The sequence below is a fragment of the Lonsdalea britannica genome, from assembly GCF_002111595.1.
In the GTDB taxonomy this organism is placed as follows: Bacteria; Pseudomonadota; Gammaproteobacteria; order Enterobacterales; family Enterobacteriaceae; genus Lonsdalea; species Lonsdalea britannica.
The window spans coordinates 260,834-280,462 of the sequence record NZ_LUTN01000003.1; the positions used below are offsets into that span (position 1 = coordinate 260,834).

Consider the following 19,629-nt stretch of genomic DNA (forward strand, 5'->3'; position numbering starts at 1 on the left):
TCGTTCGGCTGTGGAAGCTCTATGGAGAGCGCTATGCCATCGCAACGTGAAATTCGCCTTAATGCGTTTGATATGAACTGTGTCGGCCATCAGTCGCCGGGCCTGTGGGCGCATCCGCGCGACCGCTCCTGGCAGTACAAGGATTTGGAGTATTGGGTCGATTTGGCGCGGCTGCTGGAACGCGGCAAATTCGACGGTCTATTTATTGCCGACGTGCTGGGTGTCTATGACGTGCTGCACGGCAGCAGCGATGCCGCGATTCGTCAGGCGACGCAGGTGCCGGTGAACGATCCGCTGGCGTTGGTGACGCCGATGGCGCTGGTCACGGAGCATTTGGGATTTGGGCTGACGGCGTCGCTGTCGTTCGAACATCCGTATCCCTTCGCGCGCAGGCTGTCGACGTTGGATCACCTGACCAAAGGCCGCGTCGGCTGGAATATCGTCACCTCGTATCTGGAGAGCGGCGCCCGCAATATCGGGCAGAAGGCGCTCACCGATCATGACGCGCGCTATGACTATGCCGACGAATATCTGGAGGTGGTGTACAAGCTGCTGGAAGGCAGCTGGGAAGAGGGCGCGGTGCTGCGGGATCGCGAGCGGCGGATATTCAGCGATCCGACCAAAATTCATCCTATTCATCACCACGGCGAGTTCTTCAACGTCCCCGGGATCCACCTGTGCGAGCCGTCGCCGCAGCGGACGCCGGTGCTTTATCAGGCGGGCGCGTCAAGCCGCGGCAAACAGTTCGCCGCCGAACATGCCGAGTGCGTCTTCGTGGCGTCGCCGTCCAAGGTCTTGCTGAAGAAAACGGTGGCGGATATCCGGCGGCGGGCGGCGGAGGCCGGGCGCGATCCGCGCAGCATACTGATTTTTAATCTCCAGACGGTAATTGTGGGTGAAACCGACCGCGAGGCGCAGGCGAAATGGCGGGAATACGCCTCCTGGGTGAGCTATGAAGGGGCGCTGGCGCTGATCTCCGGCTGGACGGGCATCGACTTCGGCCAATACTCGCCGGATCAGGTGCTGAAACACCTGCACACCAACGCCATCCAGTCGGCAGTGGAAACCTTTTCGACCGCCGATCCGAACCGGCAGTGGACGGTGCAGGGGCTGGCGGACTGGGTCGGCATTGGTGGCTTTGGGCCGCTGCTGGTCGGCAGCGCGGAAACCGTCGCCGACGAGCTGCAAAGCTGGGTGGAAGAGACGGACGTGGACGGCTTCAATCTCGCCTATGCCTTGACCCATGAAACCTTCACCGATGTGGTCGAGCGGCTGATCCCCGAGTTGCAAAAGCGCGGCGTCTTCAAACGCGACTATGCGCCGGGCACGCTGCGGGAAAAATTGTTCCACGCGGGACCGCGGCTGGCCGCGCCGCACCCGGCGGCGGGCTATCGGGATCTCGCTGCATCCGCAACGCGTGTACGGGAGCGGGTGTCATGATCGAAATCGAACACCTGTACAAAAGCTACCTCGGGAAGCACGGGCGTCGAACGGAGGTTCTGAAAGACGTCTCGTTGCAGGTGCCGGCGAGCACCATTACGGCGGTCGTCGGGCCGAGCGGCGCAGGAAAATCCACGCTGGCGCGCTGCATCAGTCTGCTCGAAAAACCGGATCGCGGCACGCTGCGGGTCAACGGCCACGATCTCTCACTGCTGACCGGCGAGGCGCTGCGCCGGGAACGCCGGGCGATTGGTACGGTTTTTCAGTCGTCAGCCCTGCTACAGCGTAAAACCGCCTGGGAGAACATCGCGCTGCCACTGGAGTTTCTGGGCGTGGTGAAGCGAGACATCCACCAGCGCGTCGGCACGTTGCTGGACAGCGTGGGGCTGAGCCACAAGGCCCACAGCTACCCGGCGCAGCTCTCCGGCGGACAGCGTCAGCGTATCGGCATCGCCCGGGCTCTGGCGCTCAATCCGACGGTGTTGCTGGCGGATGAGGCCACGTCCGGTCTCGATCCCGAGGCGACGGACGCCGTGCTGCAACTGCTCAAACAGCTGCGGGATGAATTTGGTCTCGCCATCGTATTAATCACTCATGAAATGGATGTGGTGCGCACGGCTGCCGATGCGGTGGCGGAGATCCGCGACGGGGTCATCGTCCAGCAGGGCCGGGTGCGGGATCTGCTGGCGCAGCCGGACTCGTCGCTGGGTGAGCGTCTGTTCCCGGTGATAGCGCGGCCGGGACGCGGCGACCTGTTGCTGCGAGTCAGCTACAGCGCGAACAGGACGGTGGCGCCGGACTGGATCAGTCGGCTCTCCAGGCAGTTCGCCTTGCAGATCGATGTGCTGGGCGGCCACGTCGAGTGGGTCAATCAGCAACTGGCGGGACGGCTGGAGATTGCGGTGCATTTTCACGGCGACCGCCTCTCCACGACTCAGCTCATCGGGCTGCTCGACGCGCAAGGCGTCGTCGCGGAAATCCTGGCGACAACCCCGGCGCTAAGGGAGGCGATATGACGACATCCACGTCAGTCATGGGTCAGGACACGCCCTGGCGCGAGATCCACACGTTATTGCTGCCCGCTTACGGCGAAACCTGGCTCATGGTCGCCATCGTCATGGTGTTCGTGGTGAGCTTGGCGGCGTGGTCGGCGTTGTGCTGTTCAACACGTCGCGCCGGGGACTGTTTCCTCATCCTGCGCTAAACCGGACGTTGAACTGGCTGGTGAATATGGGGCGCTCCCTGCCGTTTCTGGTGCTGATGGCGGCGATTATCCCGGTGACCTACTGGCTGACCGGCACCACCATTGGGATCCCGGCGGCGGTCGTTCCGATGGTGATCGCGGGCATCCCATTCTTCGCCCGACTATTGGAAAACGCGCTGCGGGAACTGCCGGACGACGTGACGTCGGTCGGTCTGGTGTCCGGCGGCTCCGTCGGCCAGATCATCGTGTCGGCGCAGCTGAGCGAAGCGCTGCCCGCTATCGTCTCCGCCGTCACGCTCAATCTGATCTCCATGATCGAATACTCCGCCATCGCGGGAACCATCGGCGCGGGCGGTATCGGTTATCTCGCCGTGGTCTACGGCTACCAGCGTTTCGATCACCACATCATGATCGCCACCATTGTGGTGCTGATCGCCACGATACAACTGATTCAATTCGCCGGCGACCGACTGGTCGCGGCATTGCGTCATTCACAGGGAGCGCAGTCAGCATGAGTACACCGCAGTTCGAACTTCGTCAAAAGCGGCGCTGGCCGTGGTGGGTCGCGGTCATCGTCCTCGTCGCCGCCGCGTCTGGCGCGTGGTACTGGCAGACGCAACGCCCACACACGGTGACGTTTGGTACGACGCTGGACATCCATTTTGAACCGGCGATGGCGGGGGAGGAGCGGGTGATTCAATACGTCGGCGAACATATCGCCCCCGACTACGGCCTGACGCTAAGGGCCGTCGGATTACAGGACCCGGTACAGGCGGACCGGTCGGTGGCGGATGGCGTCTATGCGGCCACGGTGTACCAGCATCAGTGGTGGTTAAAGCAGGTGGTGGACGCCAACGGCTTTAAGCTGACGCCGACGGTGCCGGTGTTTCAGTGGGCGTTTGGCATTTACTCAGATCGCTACCCGTCGGTCGAGGCGTTGCCGGAGCAGGCGACGATCGTCGTGCCGAATGATGGCGCGAATCAAGGCAGGCGCTGTGGCTGCTGCAACACATCGGGCTGATCCGCCTGAATCCGGTGGTCGAGCCGCGCACGGCGAAGCTGAAGGATATTCAGGACAATCCCAAACGCTTTGTATTCAAAGAGCTGGACCTGCTGACCATGCCGCGCGCGCTGAATTCGGTCGATGCCGCCATCGGCTATGTCTCCCAGTTTGATGCCGGGAAGATCCCGCGTGAAAAGGGGATTCTGTTCCCTCCGGCCCCGGCCACCTTCGCCTCACAGTTGGTGATCGGCACGCCGTACCTTGCCGAAGAATCCATCGTCAAATTGCAACAGGCGTTTTCCGACCCGCGTCTTCAACAGTGGCTGAAAGAGACGGATGACCCGTTAGTCAGGGGCGTTTTAGTGCCGGTGTCGGCTGAATAGCCGTCTTCATTGTTTTCATTTCATCGTCTAGAACGGGCCGCTGTAAAGCGGTTCGGTTGTCGTGGTTTTTTGTGTCTATCTTATTGTTATTTAATGAATTTCAAAGACATAAATGTTGTTTGTGAACGCAAAATCTTCGTCTTATAACCGTAGTTTCACCTGCACATAAAAGAATAGCGAGGATGCCAAAAGTATGAGTACGTTACCGATTGACACCGACATCAGAGGGTCTGCATCAGGGTCCATTCCCATCAGCTCGGTGAGCGACGTGGCGAGGTTGATCAACACCCGCAGCGAGAAAAACAGCTACGCCAGAATGATCATCTTTCTGGCGTTGGGCGGGGTATTTCTCGACGCCTACGATCTGACTACGCTGTCTTACGGGATTGATGATGTCGTTAAAGAGTTTCAACTCACGCCGGTGCTGACCGGGCTGGTCACGTCATCCATCATGATCGGCACTATCATCGGCAATCTGATCGGCGGCTGGCTGACGGATAAATATGGCCGCTACTCCGTCTTCATGGCGGACATGCTGTTTTTCGTCGTTTCAGCGATTGCCGCCGGGTTGGCGCCGAACGTATGGGTGCTAATTGGCGCGCGTTTCCTGATGGGGATCGGCGTCGGGATCGACCTGCCGGTGGCGATGTCCTATCTGGCCGAATTCTCGAGGTTCGCCGGCAAGGGCAATAAGGCGGCCCGGTTGGCGGCGTGGTGCCCAATGTGGTACGCGGCGTCGTCGGCCTGCTTCCTGATCATCTTCGGCCTCTACTTCCTGCTGCCCGAACAGCATCTCGACTGGCTGTGGCGCGCCTCGCTGCTGTTTGGCGCGGTCCCGGCCCTGCTGATTATCGCGGTACGCCGCAAGTTTATGAATGAGTCTCCCCTGTGGGCGGCGAATCAGGGCGATCTCAAGGGCGCGGCGCGAATTCTGCGCGACTCCTATGGCATTGCCGCCCACGAAGCTGTGGATAAGACGTCGCGCAAGGCGGCCCATCAGCCGAAGGTCAGCTTCCGGGTGCTGTTTCAGAAACCGTATCGTGAACGCACCATCGTCGCCGGGGTGATGAACGTCTGTATTTCCTTCGAATACACCGCCATCGCCTTCTTCCTGCCGTCCATTTTGGCGCAATTTTTGGGGGCGGGTGTGTTTGAAACTATCTCGGCCTCGCTGGGGCTGAATGCGCTGTTTGCCTTCACCGGCGGCCTGCTGGGGATGCGGCTGGCCTGGAAATACCCTTCGCGCCATGTGGCCATAGCGGGCTTTGCCCTGCAGTTCATCGCGCTTATCGCGCTGGCGCTGATTGGTCAACCTCAGGCGACGATCGGCGTGGTCATCGCCATCCTGATGCTGGGACTGTGGCTGTTTGCGGAAGGTTTCGGTCCGGGCGCGCAGCTGATGATCTATCCGGCGCTGTCTTACCCGACCTCTATCCGCGCCACCGGCGTTGGCTTTAGCCGCTCGCTGTCCGGCATCGGCAGCGCGCTGGCGCTGTTTATCCTGCCGCTGCTCCAGGCGGCCTACGGCACCAACATGTTTTGGATTGTCTCGCTGAGCGCCATTATCCCCATCTTCTTCCTGCTCGCGGTTCGTCACGAACCGACCCGTCAGGACATTGACGATCATCACGATCAAGGAGCACATCATGACCTTACTGTCGACCGGGACTGACTACGACACCTTGGCGGCGCGATTCCGCCCTATTTTCGCCCGCATTGCCGATGGCGCCACCGACCGCGAGCGGCGGCGGGAGCTACCCCATGAGCCTATCCGCTGGTTAAAGGAGGCGGGATTCGGCGCGGTGCGGATTCCCAAAGAGAAGGGCGGACAGAGCGCGTCGCTGCCTCAGCTGTTTCGCCTGCTGACGGAGCTGGCGGAGGCCGATTCTAACCTGCCGCAGGCGCTGCGAGCCCATTTCGCCTTCGTGGAAGATCGCCTCAATGCACCGGACACGCCGGAGCGCGACCGCTGGTTCCAGCGCTTTCTGGATGGTGAGCTGGTGGGCAGCGGCTGGACGGAGATCGGCAACATCAAACTGGGCGATGTCATTACACACGTTGAGCCTGCGTCGTATGGCTGGACGCTGAACGGCGAGAAGTTTTACAGCACCGGCGCGCTGTTCGCCGACTGGATCGATGTGTATGCCCGCCGCAGCGATAACGGGCGGGATGTGATTGCCATCGTCAGTACGCATCAGGACGGCGTGCTGCGGGAGGACGACTGGGATGGCTTTGGTCAGCGGCTGACCGGCAGCGGCACGACCCGCTTTACGCAGGCGCAGGTCGACGCCGGGCACGTGTACGATTTTGCGGACCGCTTCCTGTATCAGACGGCGTTTTATCAGCACATGCTGTTAGCGACGCTGGCCGGTATCGGTCGGGCGATTGCGCGTGACGCCGCTGAGGGCGTTCGGCAGCGCAAACGCATTTATAGCCACAGCAATGCTTCGCTGCCGAAAGAGGATGTGCAGGTATTGCAGGTCGTCGGTCAGGTTTCCAGTTGGGCCTATGCCACGGAGGCGGCGGTGATCGCGGCGACGCACTCGTTGCAGCAGGCGTACGAAGTCCACGTTTCGGACGATGATGCCCTCAAGCTACGCGTCAACAGCCTCGCGGAAGTGGAGGCGGCGCAGGCGCAGGTGATCGCCAGCGAGCTGGTGCCGCGAGCGGCGACCGAGCTGTTCAACGCGCTCGGCGCTTCCGACACGCGAGTCAGCAAGGCGTTGGATCGCCACTGGCGCAACGCGCGCACGCTGGCGTCCCACAATCCGGTGATTTACAAGGCCCGCAATATCGGTGACTGGCTGGTTAACGGTCACGCGCCGACCTTTATCTGGCAGGTCGGCAACGGGGAGCCGAAGCAGAAAACCGCTTAATTGCGAGGAACAGCCATAAGGCGGGCCCGAGCGCCCGCCTTTTTTCTGTCCGCCTGACGCTGATTGAGAACCGAGATGGGTTCCCGTGGGATGGCGGTTCGAAGAAAGTGGCCGTCGTGATTGCTAGATATCACCCGTGTTCAGGCGTGGGAGCAGGGACGCGGTTTTTATTGGAACCGCGCAGCCCGAACACGATTAAGGTGGGCATGGCAGGCGGAGAGACGACGGGGGCTTGAGCGATCACGACGCAAGGCCACGTCATGAAACGTGGCCTTTTACTGTGAGTCGCTCCGGAGGATTGGACGACCGCGCGGTTAAAACCCTATCACTTTTTATCTAATGACCAGGTCGCGCTGGCGACGTTGACCTGGGTCGGCAGTAGGCCGATCTGCGTAAATTTATCCGCCAGCGCCTGTTGTTGGCGGAAGACTTCCGGCGTCATCCGCTCAGCGCCGTATGGCATTCTTGCCAGCGCTTGACTCCAAATGGCGCGATCCAGCCCGGTTGACTGCGACAGGATCGCGGCGGCGTCCGTCGGGTTGTTGTTGGCCCACTGGCTCAGCGACGCCAGTTCATTGACAACCTGTTCCGCCGTCTGCGGCCAGGTTTCGGCGAATTTACGGCTGGCGAGGTAGAACGTGTAGTGCGGAACCAGACCTTCGGCATTGCGAATCTGCCTGGCGCCTGCGTTGCTTTCTACCTCGGCCAGGAACGGATCCCAGATCACCCAGGCATCCACCGCGCCGCGCTGAAACGCCGCGCGCGCATCGCTGGGCGTCAGATAAACGGGCGTGATATCGCGATAGCTCAGACCGGCGTCTTCCAGCGCTTTCACCAGCAGGTAATTGACGTCCGAGCCTTTGTTCAACGCTACGCGTTTTCCTTTGAGATCCGCCACCGATTTGATGGGGGAGTCACCCGGTACGACGATAGCTTCCGTTTTCGGGTTGGCGGGGGAGTGCGCCAGATATATCAGGTCGGCCTGCGCCGCTTGCGCAAAAGCGGGCGGGGCATCGCCGGTTGCCGCAAGATCGATACTGCCGACGTTCAATCCTTCCAGCATCTGCGGCCCGGCGGGGAACTCGATCCAGCGCACCTGAATACCCTGTTGTTTAAATTTCTCATCCAAGGTCCCCCGGTATTTCAGCAGCGCAAAAATATTGGCTTTCTGATACCCAATGTTGATCGCTTCAGGCTGGGAGGCGGCGGCCGCAGAGGCGGACACCCCCGCCAACAGCAGCGCGAGAGCGGTATGACGTAGGGAGATTTTCATGATGGCGTCGTCTCTTAAGGCAAATTAAGGAAAAACCTTATCAGAGAGAATTTATAACTTTAAAATAATGAAATATTTTTTAATATTCCTATTAGTTTTAACCGGCCGACGGGCGTGAGACGTAAACCCCATACGATGTTATCTTTCCTGACTCTACCTTGAAGAGACGGATTGCCGCAGTCGCGGTTTGAGAGGGAAAGGATGATCGACGATAACCGAAGGATCCAGTCTGTTGAGCGGGCGATGGCGTTGTTGGAAGCGATTGCCGCAGCCGGGGGGGAATCCCGTCTGGTAGACCTGACGACGCAACTGGGGCTTAACAAAAGTACGCTGCACGGCCTGCTGAATACGCTGGCGGCCATGGGCTACGTCACGCGTAACGGCACGCGTTACGCGCTAGGGTTGCGCCTGCGCGAGTTGGCTCAGCCGCTGACCGATGAAGACTCCGCGCTGCGCGCCACGTTTGGACCGGTGCTGCGGCGCTTCGCCGAAATCAGCGGCGAAACCTGCTATCTTGCCGTCCCTTGCGGCACGAGCGAGTATCTCTGTATCGATTCCGTGGAGTGCGATGGCAGCCTGTTGCGGGCAACCTGTCCCTGCGGTAACCGTGAGGGGCTGACGACTTCCGCCATTGGTAAAATCCTTCTGGCTAACGATGTCGGACTGATGCGGAGTCTGCGGCGAGCGGGGAAAGTGTCGACGTCGTTGGGCGTCGAGCTGAAGGCGATCGCCATACAAGGTTTTGCACTCGATCTGGAACAGGTTGAGCCGGGCCTGTGCTGCGTTGCCATGCCGCTTTATCAGCAAGGCCGGGTTGTGGCAGCCTTGGGAATGAGCGGTCCGTCCTGCCGTTGGTCGTCTTCGGCGCTGCAAGAGCTCGTCCATCGCATGTTGCAGGAAAAGTTCGGCAATACGAAAAATCACGACTGATCTCGTCAATATCATTCTCTCGCACTCCTGGCATGGTCACTATTTTGTATTAAGACAACCGCCAGGAGTTTCTTGCGGGTTGAATCATGTTCTCCATAACTTGTGCAATCCGCTCAGATTCTGGCGTGAGGTCAGAGGCGTGCCATGGGTCTTAGTGTGGTCGATAATGGCGAACGACGTGCTATCGACCCCTTCCGCAGCCTCACTGTGCGCGTAAAGCTTTCTAAGGGACAAGGCGGATGACGTCGATGACGAAGATTGAAGAAGAGCAAATGCGTCAGAAGAAGGAATTTGTCGTCAATCTGTATGATTCGCGACGGGAGGTGAAACGCGGGCGGCGAGGTTATCGCCGCCCGCGTTTGTCTTCGTTAGCGGTAATCTCGTCCGCGATGATGATCGCGATCGCCGTATGAACGATTGTCGTCATAGTCCGGACGAGGATGACGATCCCGGTGGTGACCGTCGACAACGATACATCCGTTCAGCAGAAGCGTCGCTGCGAGGCACGTGAGTAAGAGTCGTATTTTCATCGTAGGGCTCCTGTCGTTGGTGTTCCCTGGTGTTGAACGCAATGCAGAGGCGGCCGATGATGTGCCGATAACCTGCTCCGTTTCGCATGCTGCAAACACTTTTCACTGGACTGCAAGGTCCGGCATCCGGACGCCGGACGGAGATCCGTCTGGCGTACCTTCCTCCGGCGGTACGGATTACTTCAGCATATCGACCAGTTCATCCGCCCCTTTATCCAGGCCGACTTCCGCCGCGCTCAGCGAACCGAAGGTGGCGCCGATGTTCATGGCGTTTGGATACTGTTTGGCGACATAGGCGTTCAGCAACTGGTTGCTGGCGGCATCGTGTATCTCCACCGCATAGCTGACGGAACCGCTCAGCATGCCTTCTTTACCGCGAATGGACTGAACGATGTTGTAAGGCCCGCCCGCGAGATCAAATTTCGTTACCGTACCGACGACCTGAGTGGTGGTTTCAGCCCCGGTCAGCGTCAGTTTGACCCTGATGGCGCCCGGAGTGGGAGCGGTGGCTTCGGTAAAACGGCTTCTCAGGCTTTCGCTAAAACGATCCTGCATGTATTTCGCCAATGCCTGGCGATCTTCCTGATCCATATCGCCAAACTGGTTATCGCTACCCTGATAAACGGTTACGGGGTCGATGATGACATGCGAATATTTTTTCCAGTCGACCGGCGCGGCATAGCGGAATGGGATGCGATCGGATTCATCACCGGTGTTGGGCTGCAGCTGAGAGGCCGAGTCAATACCCGCGTAACGGGCCGGTTGTGTGCCAGCGCAACCCGCTAAGGCCATGGCAACGATCAAAACTGCGGGGCGGTACACCTTGGTCAATGTGCTCATTCGTAAAACCTTCTAAAAGATCACCAATGTCGGTCGGAAAGCGTCGTGCGAGTGACGCCGTTTTTTCGCTAAGTCAGCAGCTTTGAGAAATCGGGCCGTCGTCGATAAGGACATTCAGCATGCTGCGCTCAAAACCATACTGTACGGTTCAGTTTTGCACTAAGCGGATCAAGTTGTCAATAAAATGTACACATGTGTTCAGTTATGTTTTAGATAGCCTCACCAAACGATCACGATCGTCGAAGATGTCCGACATCGGGCGGCGTCAACGCGGGCGGGGATTTCTGATGAGAGCACGGACAGGAGGGACGTGAGGAGAGGACGGAAAGGAAAATTCCTAAATGCTTGCTGACCGAACGTCCCCGTCGGGAGACGCGCGCGAAAAGACGCAATGAGGTCAATACTGGCGAGAAAAAGCGATGAAGCGCGCCGTATCGCGCGCTTGCATTCTGTCTATCGGCGAAGAAAGGGGCTTGAGGTTATTCGGCCGCTTGCTTCCAGTAAGCCACGACGCGCACATAGTCCTCGTCGAGCCCCAGAGGACCGGTCAGATAGTTTTTGAACGTGAACATTTTGTGGTTCTCGCCGGTGGCCCAGACAAAGTAGTCGTCTTTGGGGAGCGACAATCGATCCACCGCGGCGATGAATTTCTGGGCATCCTCATTGCCGTCCCGCGTCATCCATTCCAGCGTCATGCCGCTTTTAACCGGAATAGAGGGACGCGCCTGATTCTCTTCGCTCTCGATAAATACCGCGCCGCGCGTGGCATCCGGCAGTTCCTGAAGTCGACGCAGAAGCGCCGGGATGCCGGTTTCATCGCAGATCAGCAGTTGCCAGGCATAGTCCGCCGGGATCTGAATCGAGCCGCGCGGACCGCCCAGGCCGATCACGTCTCCCGCTTTTGCCGCCCGTGCCCACTCGGAGGCGACGCCGTTGGCGTGCAGATAGAAGTCGATGGTGAGCTCACGCGCCGCGGCATCGAACTTGAGCGGCGTGTAGTCGCGGTTGGCCGGGCGCACATCGCCCCAGATCGGGCCGTCAGGACCGTTCTTCGGAAGATGAAGCTCGCCGGTGACGCGGTCGGGGAAGAACAGCTTTACGTGGTCGTCGAATCCGGGGCTATTGAAACCGTCGAGGTCATCGCCGGTGAAGACGATACGCTGGAACGGACCGGGAAGGCATGAGGTGGTTTTCACCGTCAGTTTACGAAACACCAGCGGCAGGCGTACACGGGTAGGCAGCCGGGATGTCGAGGATTCTGTTGTCATGGTTTACCCTGCGTTCAATCAATGGATAACAGACCGGGCGTCGCGCCCGATCGTGAACGGATAGGGCGACGGAGACCGTCGCCTCAGGTGTTACTGTTCCGTGGTAGGGCTGACGCCGCCGCCCAGCGACTCCCACAGCGTGATGCGGTTATTGAAGTCGGTTTGACGCAGTGCGATCAGCTCCAGCTGGGACGACCACAGCGTGCGTTGCGCCGTCAGGACGTTCAAATAATCGCCCACGCCGGACTGATAGCTTCGCTGCGCCAGCGTGAAACTGCGCTGCGCCGCCGCCACATACTGCTGCTGAGCGTCCAGCTGTTCCGACAGCGTCTGACGACGCGCCAACGCATCGGCCACATCTTTAAAGGCGCTTTGGATCGCTTTCTCATAGGAAGCGATGAGCCTTTTTTCTCTGCTTCAGCATACCGCAGTTGCGCCAGATTGCTGCCCCCGGTAAACAGCGGCAGGGTCACGCTGGGCGCAAACGACCAGATATTGGCGCCGTGGCTGAACAGATTGGACAGCGAATTGCTGCCAACGCCCGCGCTGGCGGTCAGCGACACCGTAGGGAAGAAGTTGGCGCGCGCGGCGCCGATATCCGCGTTGGCGCTCTTCAGACTGTATTCCGCTTCCTGTACGTCCGGTCGGCGTAACAGCACGCTGGAGGAGACGCCGGCCGGCACCAGCGCGATGGCGCCGTCGTTGAGCTGGTCAAGCGGCACGGGTTGCAGGTTCTCCGGCACGGTCTCGCCCACCAGCAGGTTCAGGGCGTTGATGTCCTGTGCGACCAGCGTCTGATAGCTGGCGACGCTGGCGCGCGCCGACTGATAGACGGTCATTGCATCGCTGACGTCGGTCGCCGCGGCGACGCCCGCCGCCATCCGCCGCTCGGTGATGTGCAGGGAGTTGGCCGCGCTCTCCATCGTATCTTTGGCGAGCTGCAGGTTGCTCTTATCCGCCGCCAGCGTGATCCACGCCGTGGTGGTTTCGCCAATCAGCGTCAGCCGCGTATTCTGCGCGGTGGCCTCGCTGGCCAGCCAGGTTTCCCGTGCTGCCCGCGAGAGACTGCGATTGCGGCCGAACAGGTCGATTTCAAAGCTGCTGACCGCGCCTTGCGCTTCGCTGCTGCTACTCACGCCGGAGTCGATCGTTCGGCTACGGGTGTGGCTCAGTTCGGCATTCAGCGTCGGGAACAGACTGGCGCGCTCCTCGCCGTAGAGCGCTCTGGCGGCTTCAATATCCGCTATGGCTTTTTGCAAATCGCGGTTGCTGGCTAACGCCCGTTCCACGACGGTTTTGAGACGGGCGTCGTTCATGACGTGCTGCCAGTCGGTCAGCACCGCTTCGGGGGAGGCGGCGGCTTGACCGGTCTGCGTCGTGGCGCCCGGCCAGGTCGTGGGGACCGGCGCGGCGGGCCGCTGATAGTCCGGGTCGAGAGAAATACAGCCCGCGAGCAGCAGGGACAGTGAGAGAAGACTCATTCGATAAAACATGAATTACTCCTGAACGTCATGGCGACGGGTGAAATAATGTTTCACCAGGACGAAGAACAACGGCACGAAGAAGATCGCCAGCAGCGTGGCCGTCAGCGTTCCGCCAATAATCCCGGTCCCGATCGCGATACGACTGTTGGCCCCGGCGCCGGTGGCCAGCGCCAGCGGAATGACCCCGGCGATAAATGCCAACGACGTCATGATGATCGGCCGCAGACGTGTTTTGGCTGCCGACAGTACCGCGGCGCTCAGGGAACTGCCTTGCCGGACCGCCAATTCCGCAAACTCCACTATCAAGATGGCGTTCTTCGACGACAGCCCGATGGTGGTCAACAGCGCCACCTGGAAGTAAACGTCGTTGCTCAAGCCGCGTAGCAGGGCGGCCAGCGCGGCGCCGCAGATCCCGAGCGGAATGATCATGATGACGGAGAACGGCACCGACCAGCTTTCATACAGCGCCGCCAGACACAGGAACACCACCATAATGGAAATGGCGTACAGACCCAGCGCCTGACCGCTCGCCAGTTTCTCTTGCAGAGAGAGTCCGCTCCAGGCCCAGGTTGACCCCGAGGGCAGCTGCGAGGCAATGGCTTCAATCTTGTTCATCGCGTCGCCGGAGCTGACGCCATCGGCGTTTTCCCCGGTGATCTCGAACGAGGCGGAACCGTTATAGCGCGTCAGGGTTTCCGGACCGTAGGTCCAACTCGTCGAGGCGAAAGCGGAGAACGGGGCCATGCTGTCGTCGCTGCTGCGGACATACCACTTATTCAAGTCCGACGGTTTAGAACGGAACGGACTGTCGGCCTGGATGTAGACTTTTTTGACGCGGCCGCGGTCAATGAAGTCGTTGACGTACGTCCCGCCCCAGGCGCTGCTCAGCGTATCGGTCACGTCACTCAGCGTCAGTCCCAGCGCGACGGCCTTGCTATTGTCGATATCCACCTGCAACTGCGGCATCTGCGGCAGGTCGTTGGCGCGGACCGACTTCAGTTCCGCGCTGGCGCCCGCCTGCTTCAGCAGCTGACTGCGCAGCTCCATCAGTTTGGCGCGTTCGGTGCTGCCGTCGGCCAGCAGCTCAAACGTAAAGCCGCTGGTCTGGCCCATCCCCTGTACCGACGGCGGCGTGGAGGCGAAGATGCGGGCGTCGCGTTCGGTGGACAGCGCTTTCATCGCGCGGTTGGCGATCGCCTGTGCGGTATTTCTCGAACCGGGGCGTTCGTCCCAGTTTTTCAGCGCGACGAAGGCCATCCCGGCGTTCTGACCGCTCCCGCTGAAGTTAAAGCCGGTGATGGTATAGATGACGCTCACGTTGTCTTTTTCCTCTTTGAGGAACCAGTCGGTGATGCGTTTGTTGACGGCGTTGGTCCGGTTAACCGTCGCCCCCGCCGGCAGGGTGTACTGCACCATGATCTGTCCCTGATCCTCGTTCGGCAGGAAGCTGCTGGGTAAGCGCCAGAGGAACAAGATCATCAGCGCGACGATGGCGGCGAACGCGATCAGCATGACCAGCGGACGGCGGAGCACGGAGACCACGCGATGGCTGTAGCCCTTTTGCGTGCGGGCGTAGAACCGGTTGAAGCCGCCGAAGAAGCCTTTCTTATGTGGTTTGCTGTGTTTCAGCAGCAGGCCGCACAGGGCGGGCGTCAGCGTCAACGCGACCACGACGGACAGCGCCATGGCGGAGATGATGGTGACGGAGAACTGGCGGTAGATCACCCCGGTCGAACCGCCGAAGAAGGTCATCGGCAGGAACACGGCGGAAAGCACCAGCGCGATGGCGATCAGCGCGCCGGATATCTCGCCCATCGATTTTTCGGTGGCCGCGCGGGCGGGGAGCCCCTCGTCGCGCATGATGCGCTCGACGTTTTCCACCACCACGATGGCGTCATCCACCAAGAGGCCGATGGCGAGCACCATCGCGAATAGCGTCAGGGTGTTGATCGAGTAGCCGAACAGCGCCAGAACGCCAAACGTCCCCAGCAGCACCACCGGCACCGCCAGCGCCGGGATCAGCGTGGCCCGCAGGTTTTGCAGGAACAGGTACATGACGATAATGACCAGCACGATCGCTTCGATCAGCGTCTTGACCACATCCTCGACGGAAATCTTGATGAAGTCGGTACTGTCCTTCGGATAGGCGATCTCGTAGCCTTCCGGCATGCTGTGGCTATATTCGTTGATTTTGGCTTTTACTAACTCTGCGGTATCCAGCGCGTTGGCGCCCGGCGCCAGCATGACGGCGATACCGGCGGAAGGATGGCCGTTGAGTCGGGAGGACGACGTGTAGTCTTCGCTGCCCATTTCGACGCGGGCGACGTCGCTGATACGTACGACGGCGCCGTTAGACTCGCTTTTGACGATGATATTGCGGAATTGCTCCGGCGTTTGCAGGCGCGACTGCGCGCGCACCGTCGCCGTCAACTGCTGATCGGCGGAGGAGGGCTCCGCGCCGATTTTCCCGGCGGACAGCTGGATATTCTGCGCTTCAATCGCCGACTCGACGTCCGACGGCATCAGGCTGTAGGACGCCAGTTTATTGGGGTCCATCCAGATGCGAATGGCGTATTCGGAACCGAACACCCTCAGGCTGCCGACGCCGCTGACGCGCGCCAGCGGGTCCTGCATGTTGCTGACCAGCCAGTCGGCGATATCCGAACTGGTGGCTTTGTCGGTCTTATCATACAGCGCCATGATCAGCAGGAAGTTGGACTGGGACTTGGTGACGGTGATCCCGGCGGACTGCACCTCAGACGGTAGCCGAGACTCCGCCTGCTGCACCTTGTTCTGGACCTGCACCTGCGCGGTGTCGGCGTTGGTGCCCTGAGCGAAGGTCACCTGAATTTCGACTTCGCCGTCCGAACTGCTGGTGGAGGTGAAGTAGAGCAGGTTGTCCAGCCCGGTCAGCTGCTGTTCGATGATTTGGGTGACGCTGTTTTCCAGCGTTTGCGCGGAAGCGCCGGTGTAGGTCGCTTTGATGCGCACGGAAGGCGGAGCCACGTCGGGATACTGCGCCACCGGCAACGTCCGGATCGACATCAGCCCCGCCATCATGATGAGTATCGCGATCACCCAGGCGAAGACCGGGCGTCGCACAAAGAAGCGGGAGAACATCAGTTAGCGCCTCCCGTCAGTTGCACTTCGACGGGGTTAACCGTACTGCCTACCGCGACCTTGTCGCTGCCTTCCACCAACAGGCGATCACCGCTTTTCAAACCGCTGGTAATCAACCAATCGCTGCCGGTGGCTTCCGCCGTCACGACGGCGCGACGTTCCACCTTGTTGTCGGCCGTCACGACCAACGCCGTCGCGTTGCCTTTCACGTCGCGGGTAATGCCCTGCTGGGGCGCCAGTATGGCGTCCTGCATCACGCCTTCATCCACTTTCGCGCGGACAAACATGCCGGGAAGCAGCACGTGGTCAGGGTTGGGGAACACGGAGCGCAGCGTAACGGATCCGGTGGATTCGTCGACGGCGACTTCCGTCAGCTCCAGACGCCCTTTATGCGGGTAGACCGTTCCGTCTTCCAGCGTCAGGGTCACGTTCAGCGTATCGCTGTTGGTCGCCAGCGCCTGTTTGCGCAGGCGCAGCAGGTCGGCGCTGGAACGGGTCAGATCCAAATACATCGTGTTCAGCGCACGGATCGTGGTGAGCGCGGTAGACTGCTGCGCGGTCACCAACGCCCCCGGCGTAACGCTGGAAATACCGATGCGTCCGGCGATAGGCGCCGTCACCGTGGTCCACTGCACGTTGATGCGGGCGCTTTCCAGCGCGGCATTTTTCTCCAGTACGCTGGCCTTGTCCTGCTCACAGGTGGAACGGGCATCATCCGCATCCTGCTGCGACACGCCCTGTTCTTTGACCAGCCCGGCGTAGCGTTTGGCTTTCAGACAGTCGGACAAAACCAGCGCCTTGGCGCTCTGCAACGCGGCGGCGGCCTGATCGTAGGTCGCCTTATAGCTGGAGGGGTCGATCTGATACAGCGGCTGACCGGCTTTCACCTCATCGCCTTCGGTAAACAGACGCTTTTGAATAATGCCGCCGACCTGAGGGATGACGTCAGACGTCAGTGTCGCGGCGGTGCGGCCGGTTAATTCGCTTTCCAGCGTAAACGTGGTGGGTTTCAACGTCACGATGCCGACTTCGGTCGGCGCGGCGCTTTCGGTTTGCGTTTGACTGTTGTCGCAACCGCTCAAACCTATCAATGTCAAAAGGCATAACATGCGTAACTGCATAGCGTTTCCCCGTATTTCGGCGAGATGAATTCGGTGATGGCAAAGTCTTAAAAGAAATTTAGGTTTCGGGTTGTCGACGCGGTTTGGGCGACGACAACGTTAACGGACCTTCAGCGCCAGCTCGGTGTTGCCCTTGATGGGCAGGCTGACGGAGATAAATCCATTGCTGGGATTTCGGATATAGTCGAGAAAGTCCGGCTCGGCGTTATCGTTAAGCACCATGCCGCCGACCCGCAGCTGCGGCGCGACGACTTCGATGATGTCGCGCGCCAGCGAAACGCCGCGCGTAGAGGGCCAACCGTCGATCAGGCGAAATCGACATCGCCGCCCAGATCCCGGAGCGTTTCCCGCGCGTCGCCGACACGGATATCGGCGTAGTCGGACAATCCGGCTTCGGCCAGATGTCGCTGCGCGGTGGCCGCTTTTTCCGGCACCAGTTCAGCGCCGATGACTTTGCCGTGACCGTTATCTTTCATGGCGGCCGCAAAGTAGAGCGCGGACATGCCGATAGAGGTGGCGAAGTCGACAACGCGTGTCGCCCGCAGTGAACGGCAGAGTAGATAGATCAGTTCCCCCTGCGTGGGGTGAATGGAGAAACCGTAGTCGGTGAAGTCTTCCGGTGCGTTGGCCATCGTGGCTGGCGAGGTGTCGGCTGAAGGGAAAGCCCGGTTGCGGTTCAGTCTGTCAATGACGGCAAGGATTTTGGGGTCGCTAATCGTATTGACGTGGTTGAATGAGTCTAATGTCATACCTGTAGGCCTGTGTCATTCGCTAAGTTAAAAGCAGCTCGGCATCAACGTGAGTCAATCGTCCGCGCTGCGGTTTCAATGGCATCCCTTATTTGTTTAACTTCATCCGAGCTCAGGTCTCTGTGGTGTAATTTTTTTCTTATACAGCTCTTCAAATTTTCAAGCGCATCGTCGATGCTCTGAATCCTCTGGGGATTATGAGTTAAAACCAGCGCTTTTAACTTTCCTAGCGTTGTCAGCAAATTCACATTTTGCTTATCAAGATATTTCTTACCTTTCAGCGTGATGGCGAACTGTTTCTTGCCGTTATCTGCTTCATGCACGGTGGCCAGTCCTTCCGCCTCCAGCGAGGACAAAAGCGGATATATCACCCCCGGGCTGGGGACATAGGCGCCCTGGGAGTAGTCCTCCATCGAACGAATAATTTCATAGCCATGAGTCGGGTTAATACGGGTCAGATATAAAATTAGCAGAATCAGCTCCTGCCGATTGAACACCTTCGTTCGTTTACATGATCGTTGCGGGCGTTTCTCGCTGACACCGTCTTGGTGAGACGTCGAATTTTTCATGCTCATTTTGCGCGAAAATTATTCAGTTTTTGCTGTCTTGCTAAGATATATCTTGGGGGAAATAAGCGTCAATACGCGCCGTGACATCGGGGCGTAATGAAGTGAAAGCGGCGTGTTTGTTTGTATGTCCAATCGTTTCTTTGCCCCGGCGAGCGCGTATTTATCGCTTGTAAAACGCGCTGCCGCAGGACGATAACCCAAACGCGAGTGTCGACAAATCGCCTTTCACTCACGCTGTGCTGACGGTGATTATGCCGGCGTCGTCAGCGAAGCGACGAACGCCAACAGGCGGCGTCGAATCGCCGGATGCGCGAGCTGTTGCACCATCCACGGGCTGAACGCCACGGGGTTTTGGTCGCGGCGTCGATCAGGTCGCTCAGATCCACCCAGCGGTAGTCGAGCACTTCATCGGCGCGCGGCGCGAGGTCGCTGGCGAGAACCGCCATAAACACCGGGCAATACTCATTCTCCACAATGCCGGAGGCGCTGGTGACGCAGTAGCTGAATTCGTCATCCACCAACGTGATCCGCGCCACGTCCGCGCCCAGCTCGTAGCGACAGCGGCGACTGACCGCATCTTCCCGTTTTTCATTCAACTGAGGATGACCGCACACCGAGTTGGTCCAGACGCCGGGCCACGCCTTTTTACCCAAGGCGCGGCGTGTGGTCAGAAACTTGCCGTCGGAGGTGAACAAATAGCTGGAAAAGCCCAGATGCAGGGGCGTGTTATGGGTATGCACCACGCTTTTGTCCATCGTACCGATGGGATTTCTGTCGGCGTCCAGCAACACGACGTGTTCCGGTGGGGTAGTCATAGGCTTCCTCAAGACTTCTGGTAT

The 19,629-nt window shown here is 59.7% G+C and carries 14 protein-coding genes and 4 pseudogenes; 8 read left to right on the plus strand and 10 right to left on the minus strand.

Features of this window, described 5'->3' with window-relative positions; genetic code table 11:
• The first annotated feature begins 33 nt into the window (after positions 1-33).
• The 6 genes and pseudogenes from AU509_RS04120 (at position 34) to AU509_RS04145 (ending at position 6,906) form a co-directional block, all read left to right on the plus strand.
• Positions 34-1,440, plus strand: coding sequence for an LLM class flavin-dependent oxidoreductase (locus AU509_RS04120; RefSeq protein ID WP_085651904.1), 1,407 nt, complete (start codon positions 34-36; stop codon positions 1,438-1,440).
• Positions 1,437-2,456, plus strand: coding sequence for a methionine ABC transporter ATP-binding protein (locus AU509_RS04125; RefSeq protein ID WP_094117714.1), 1,020 nt, complete (start codon positions 1,437-1,439; stop codon positions 2,454-2,456). The genes AU509_RS04120 and AU509_RS04125 overlap by 4 nt, the downstream gene beginning before the upstream one ends.
• Positions 2,453-3,159, plus strand: a pseudogene (locus tag AU509_RS04130) (methionine ABC transporter permease). Before AU509_RS04125 ends, AU509_RS04130 begins: the two are co-directional and overlap by 4 nt.
• Positions 3,156-4,030 (plus strand): annotated as a pseudogene (locus AU509_RS04135) (MetQ/NlpA family ABC transporter substrate-binding protein). The pseudogenes AU509_RS04130 and AU509_RS04135 overlap by 4 nt, the downstream one beginning before the upstream one ends.
• 193 nt (positions 4,031-4,223) lie before the next feature.
• Positions 4,224-5,702, plus strand: coding sequence for an MFS transporter (locus AU509_RS04140; RefSeq protein ID WP_094117715.1), 1,479 nt, complete (start codon positions 4,224-4,226; stop codon positions 5,700-5,702).
• Entirely contained in the window at positions 5,677-6,906 is a 1,230-nt protein-coding gene (locus AU509_RS04145) for an acyl-CoA dehydrogenase family protein (RefSeq protein WP_094117716.1), read from the plus strand. The genes AU509_RS04140 and AU509_RS04145 overlap by 26 nt, the downstream gene beginning before the upstream one ends.
• A 325-nt stretch (positions 6,907-7,231) precedes the next feature.
• On the opposite strand, the gene AU509_RS04150 is transcribed toward AU509_RS04145, so the two are convergent.
• Entirely contained in the window at positions 7,232-8,179 is a 948-nt protein-coding gene (locus AU509_RS04150; protein ID WP_085651898.1) for an aliphatic sulfonate ABC transporter substrate-binding protein, read from the minus strand.
• 201 nt (positions 8,180-8,380) lie between these two features.
• Here AU509_RS04150 and AU509_RS04155 point away from each other — a divergent pair, with 201 nt between their 5' ends.
• Positions 8,381-9,109 carry an IclR family transcriptional regulator gene (locus AU509_RS04155; RefSeq protein WP_085651897.1) on the plus strand — a complete coding sequence of 243 codons (729 nt, stop codon included), beginning with the start codon at positions 8,381-8,383 and terminating at the stop codon, positions 9,107-9,109.
• A 248-nt stretch (positions 9,110-9,357) separates the two neighbouring features.
• Complete coding sequence (locus AU509_RS18100) at positions 9,358-9,522, plus strand: hypothetical protein (protein WP_162896349.1); 165 nt, start codon at positions 9,358-9,360, stop codon at positions 9,520-9,522.
• Between the two features lie 294 nt (positions 9,523-9,816).
• Here AU509_RS18100 and AU509_RS04160 read toward each other — a convergent pair whose 3' ends face one another.
• From AU509_RS04160 to idi, 9 genes and pseudogenes are all read right to left on the minus strand, one after another.
• Positions 9,817-10,479, minus strand: a complete 663-nt coding sequence (locus tag AU509_RS04160; RefSeq protein ID WP_094117717.1) for a DUF3313 domain-containing protein — start codon at positions 10,477-10,479, stop codon at positions 9,817-9,819.
• Between the two features lie 479 nt (positions 10,480-10,958).
• The gene (locus AU509_RS04165) at positions 10,959-11,747 is read right to left on the minus strand and encodes a siderophore-interacting protein (RefSeq protein ID WP_094117718.1); all 789 of its coding nucleotides are present in this window, start codon (positions 11,745-11,747) and stop codon (positions 10,959-10,961) included.
• Positions 11,748-11,837: 90 nt separating this feature from the next.
• A pseudogene (locus AU509_RS04170) lies at positions 11,838-13,228 on the minus strand (efflux transporter outer membrane subunit).
• Between the two features lie 15 nt (positions 13,229-13,243).
• Positions 13,244-16,351, minus strand: a complete 3,108-nt coding sequence (locus AU509_RS04175; RefSeq protein WP_094117719.1) for an efflux RND transporter permease subunit — start codon at positions 16,349-16,351, stop codon at positions 13,244-13,246.
• Positions 16,351-17,472 carry an efflux RND transporter periplasmic adaptor subunit gene (locus AU509_RS04180; protein ID WP_085651892.1) on the minus strand — a complete coding sequence of 374 codons (1,122 nt, stop codon included), beginning with the start codon at positions 17,470-17,472 and terminating at the stop codon, positions 16,351-16,353. The genes AU509_RS04175 and AU509_RS04180 overlap by 1 nt, the downstream gene beginning before the upstream one ends.
• 99 nt (positions 17,473-17,571) lie before the next feature.
• Complete coding sequence (locus AU509_RS18475) at positions 17,572-17,694, minus strand: hypothetical protein (RefSeq protein ID WP_254901510.1); 123 nt, start codon at positions 17,692-17,694, stop codon at positions 17,572-17,574.
• Positions 17,695-17,777: 83 nt separating this feature from the next.
• Entirely contained in the window at positions 17,778-18,221 is a 444-nt protein-coding gene (locus AU509_RS04185) for an O-methyltransferase (RefSeq protein ID WP_254901511.1), read from the minus strand.
• Positions 18,222-18,265: 44 nt separating this feature from the next.
• Positions 18,266-18,790, minus strand: a complete 525-nt coding sequence (locus AU509_RS04190; RefSeq protein WP_162896350.1) for a PadR family transcriptional regulator — start codon at positions 18,788-18,790, stop codon at positions 18,266-18,268.
• 249 nt (positions 18,791-19,039) lie between these two features.
• Positions 19,040-19,605 (minus strand): annotated as a pseudogene (idi, locus tag AU509_RS04195) (isopentenyl-diphosphate Delta-isomerase).
• Positions 19,606-19,629: the final 24 nt, after the last annotated feature.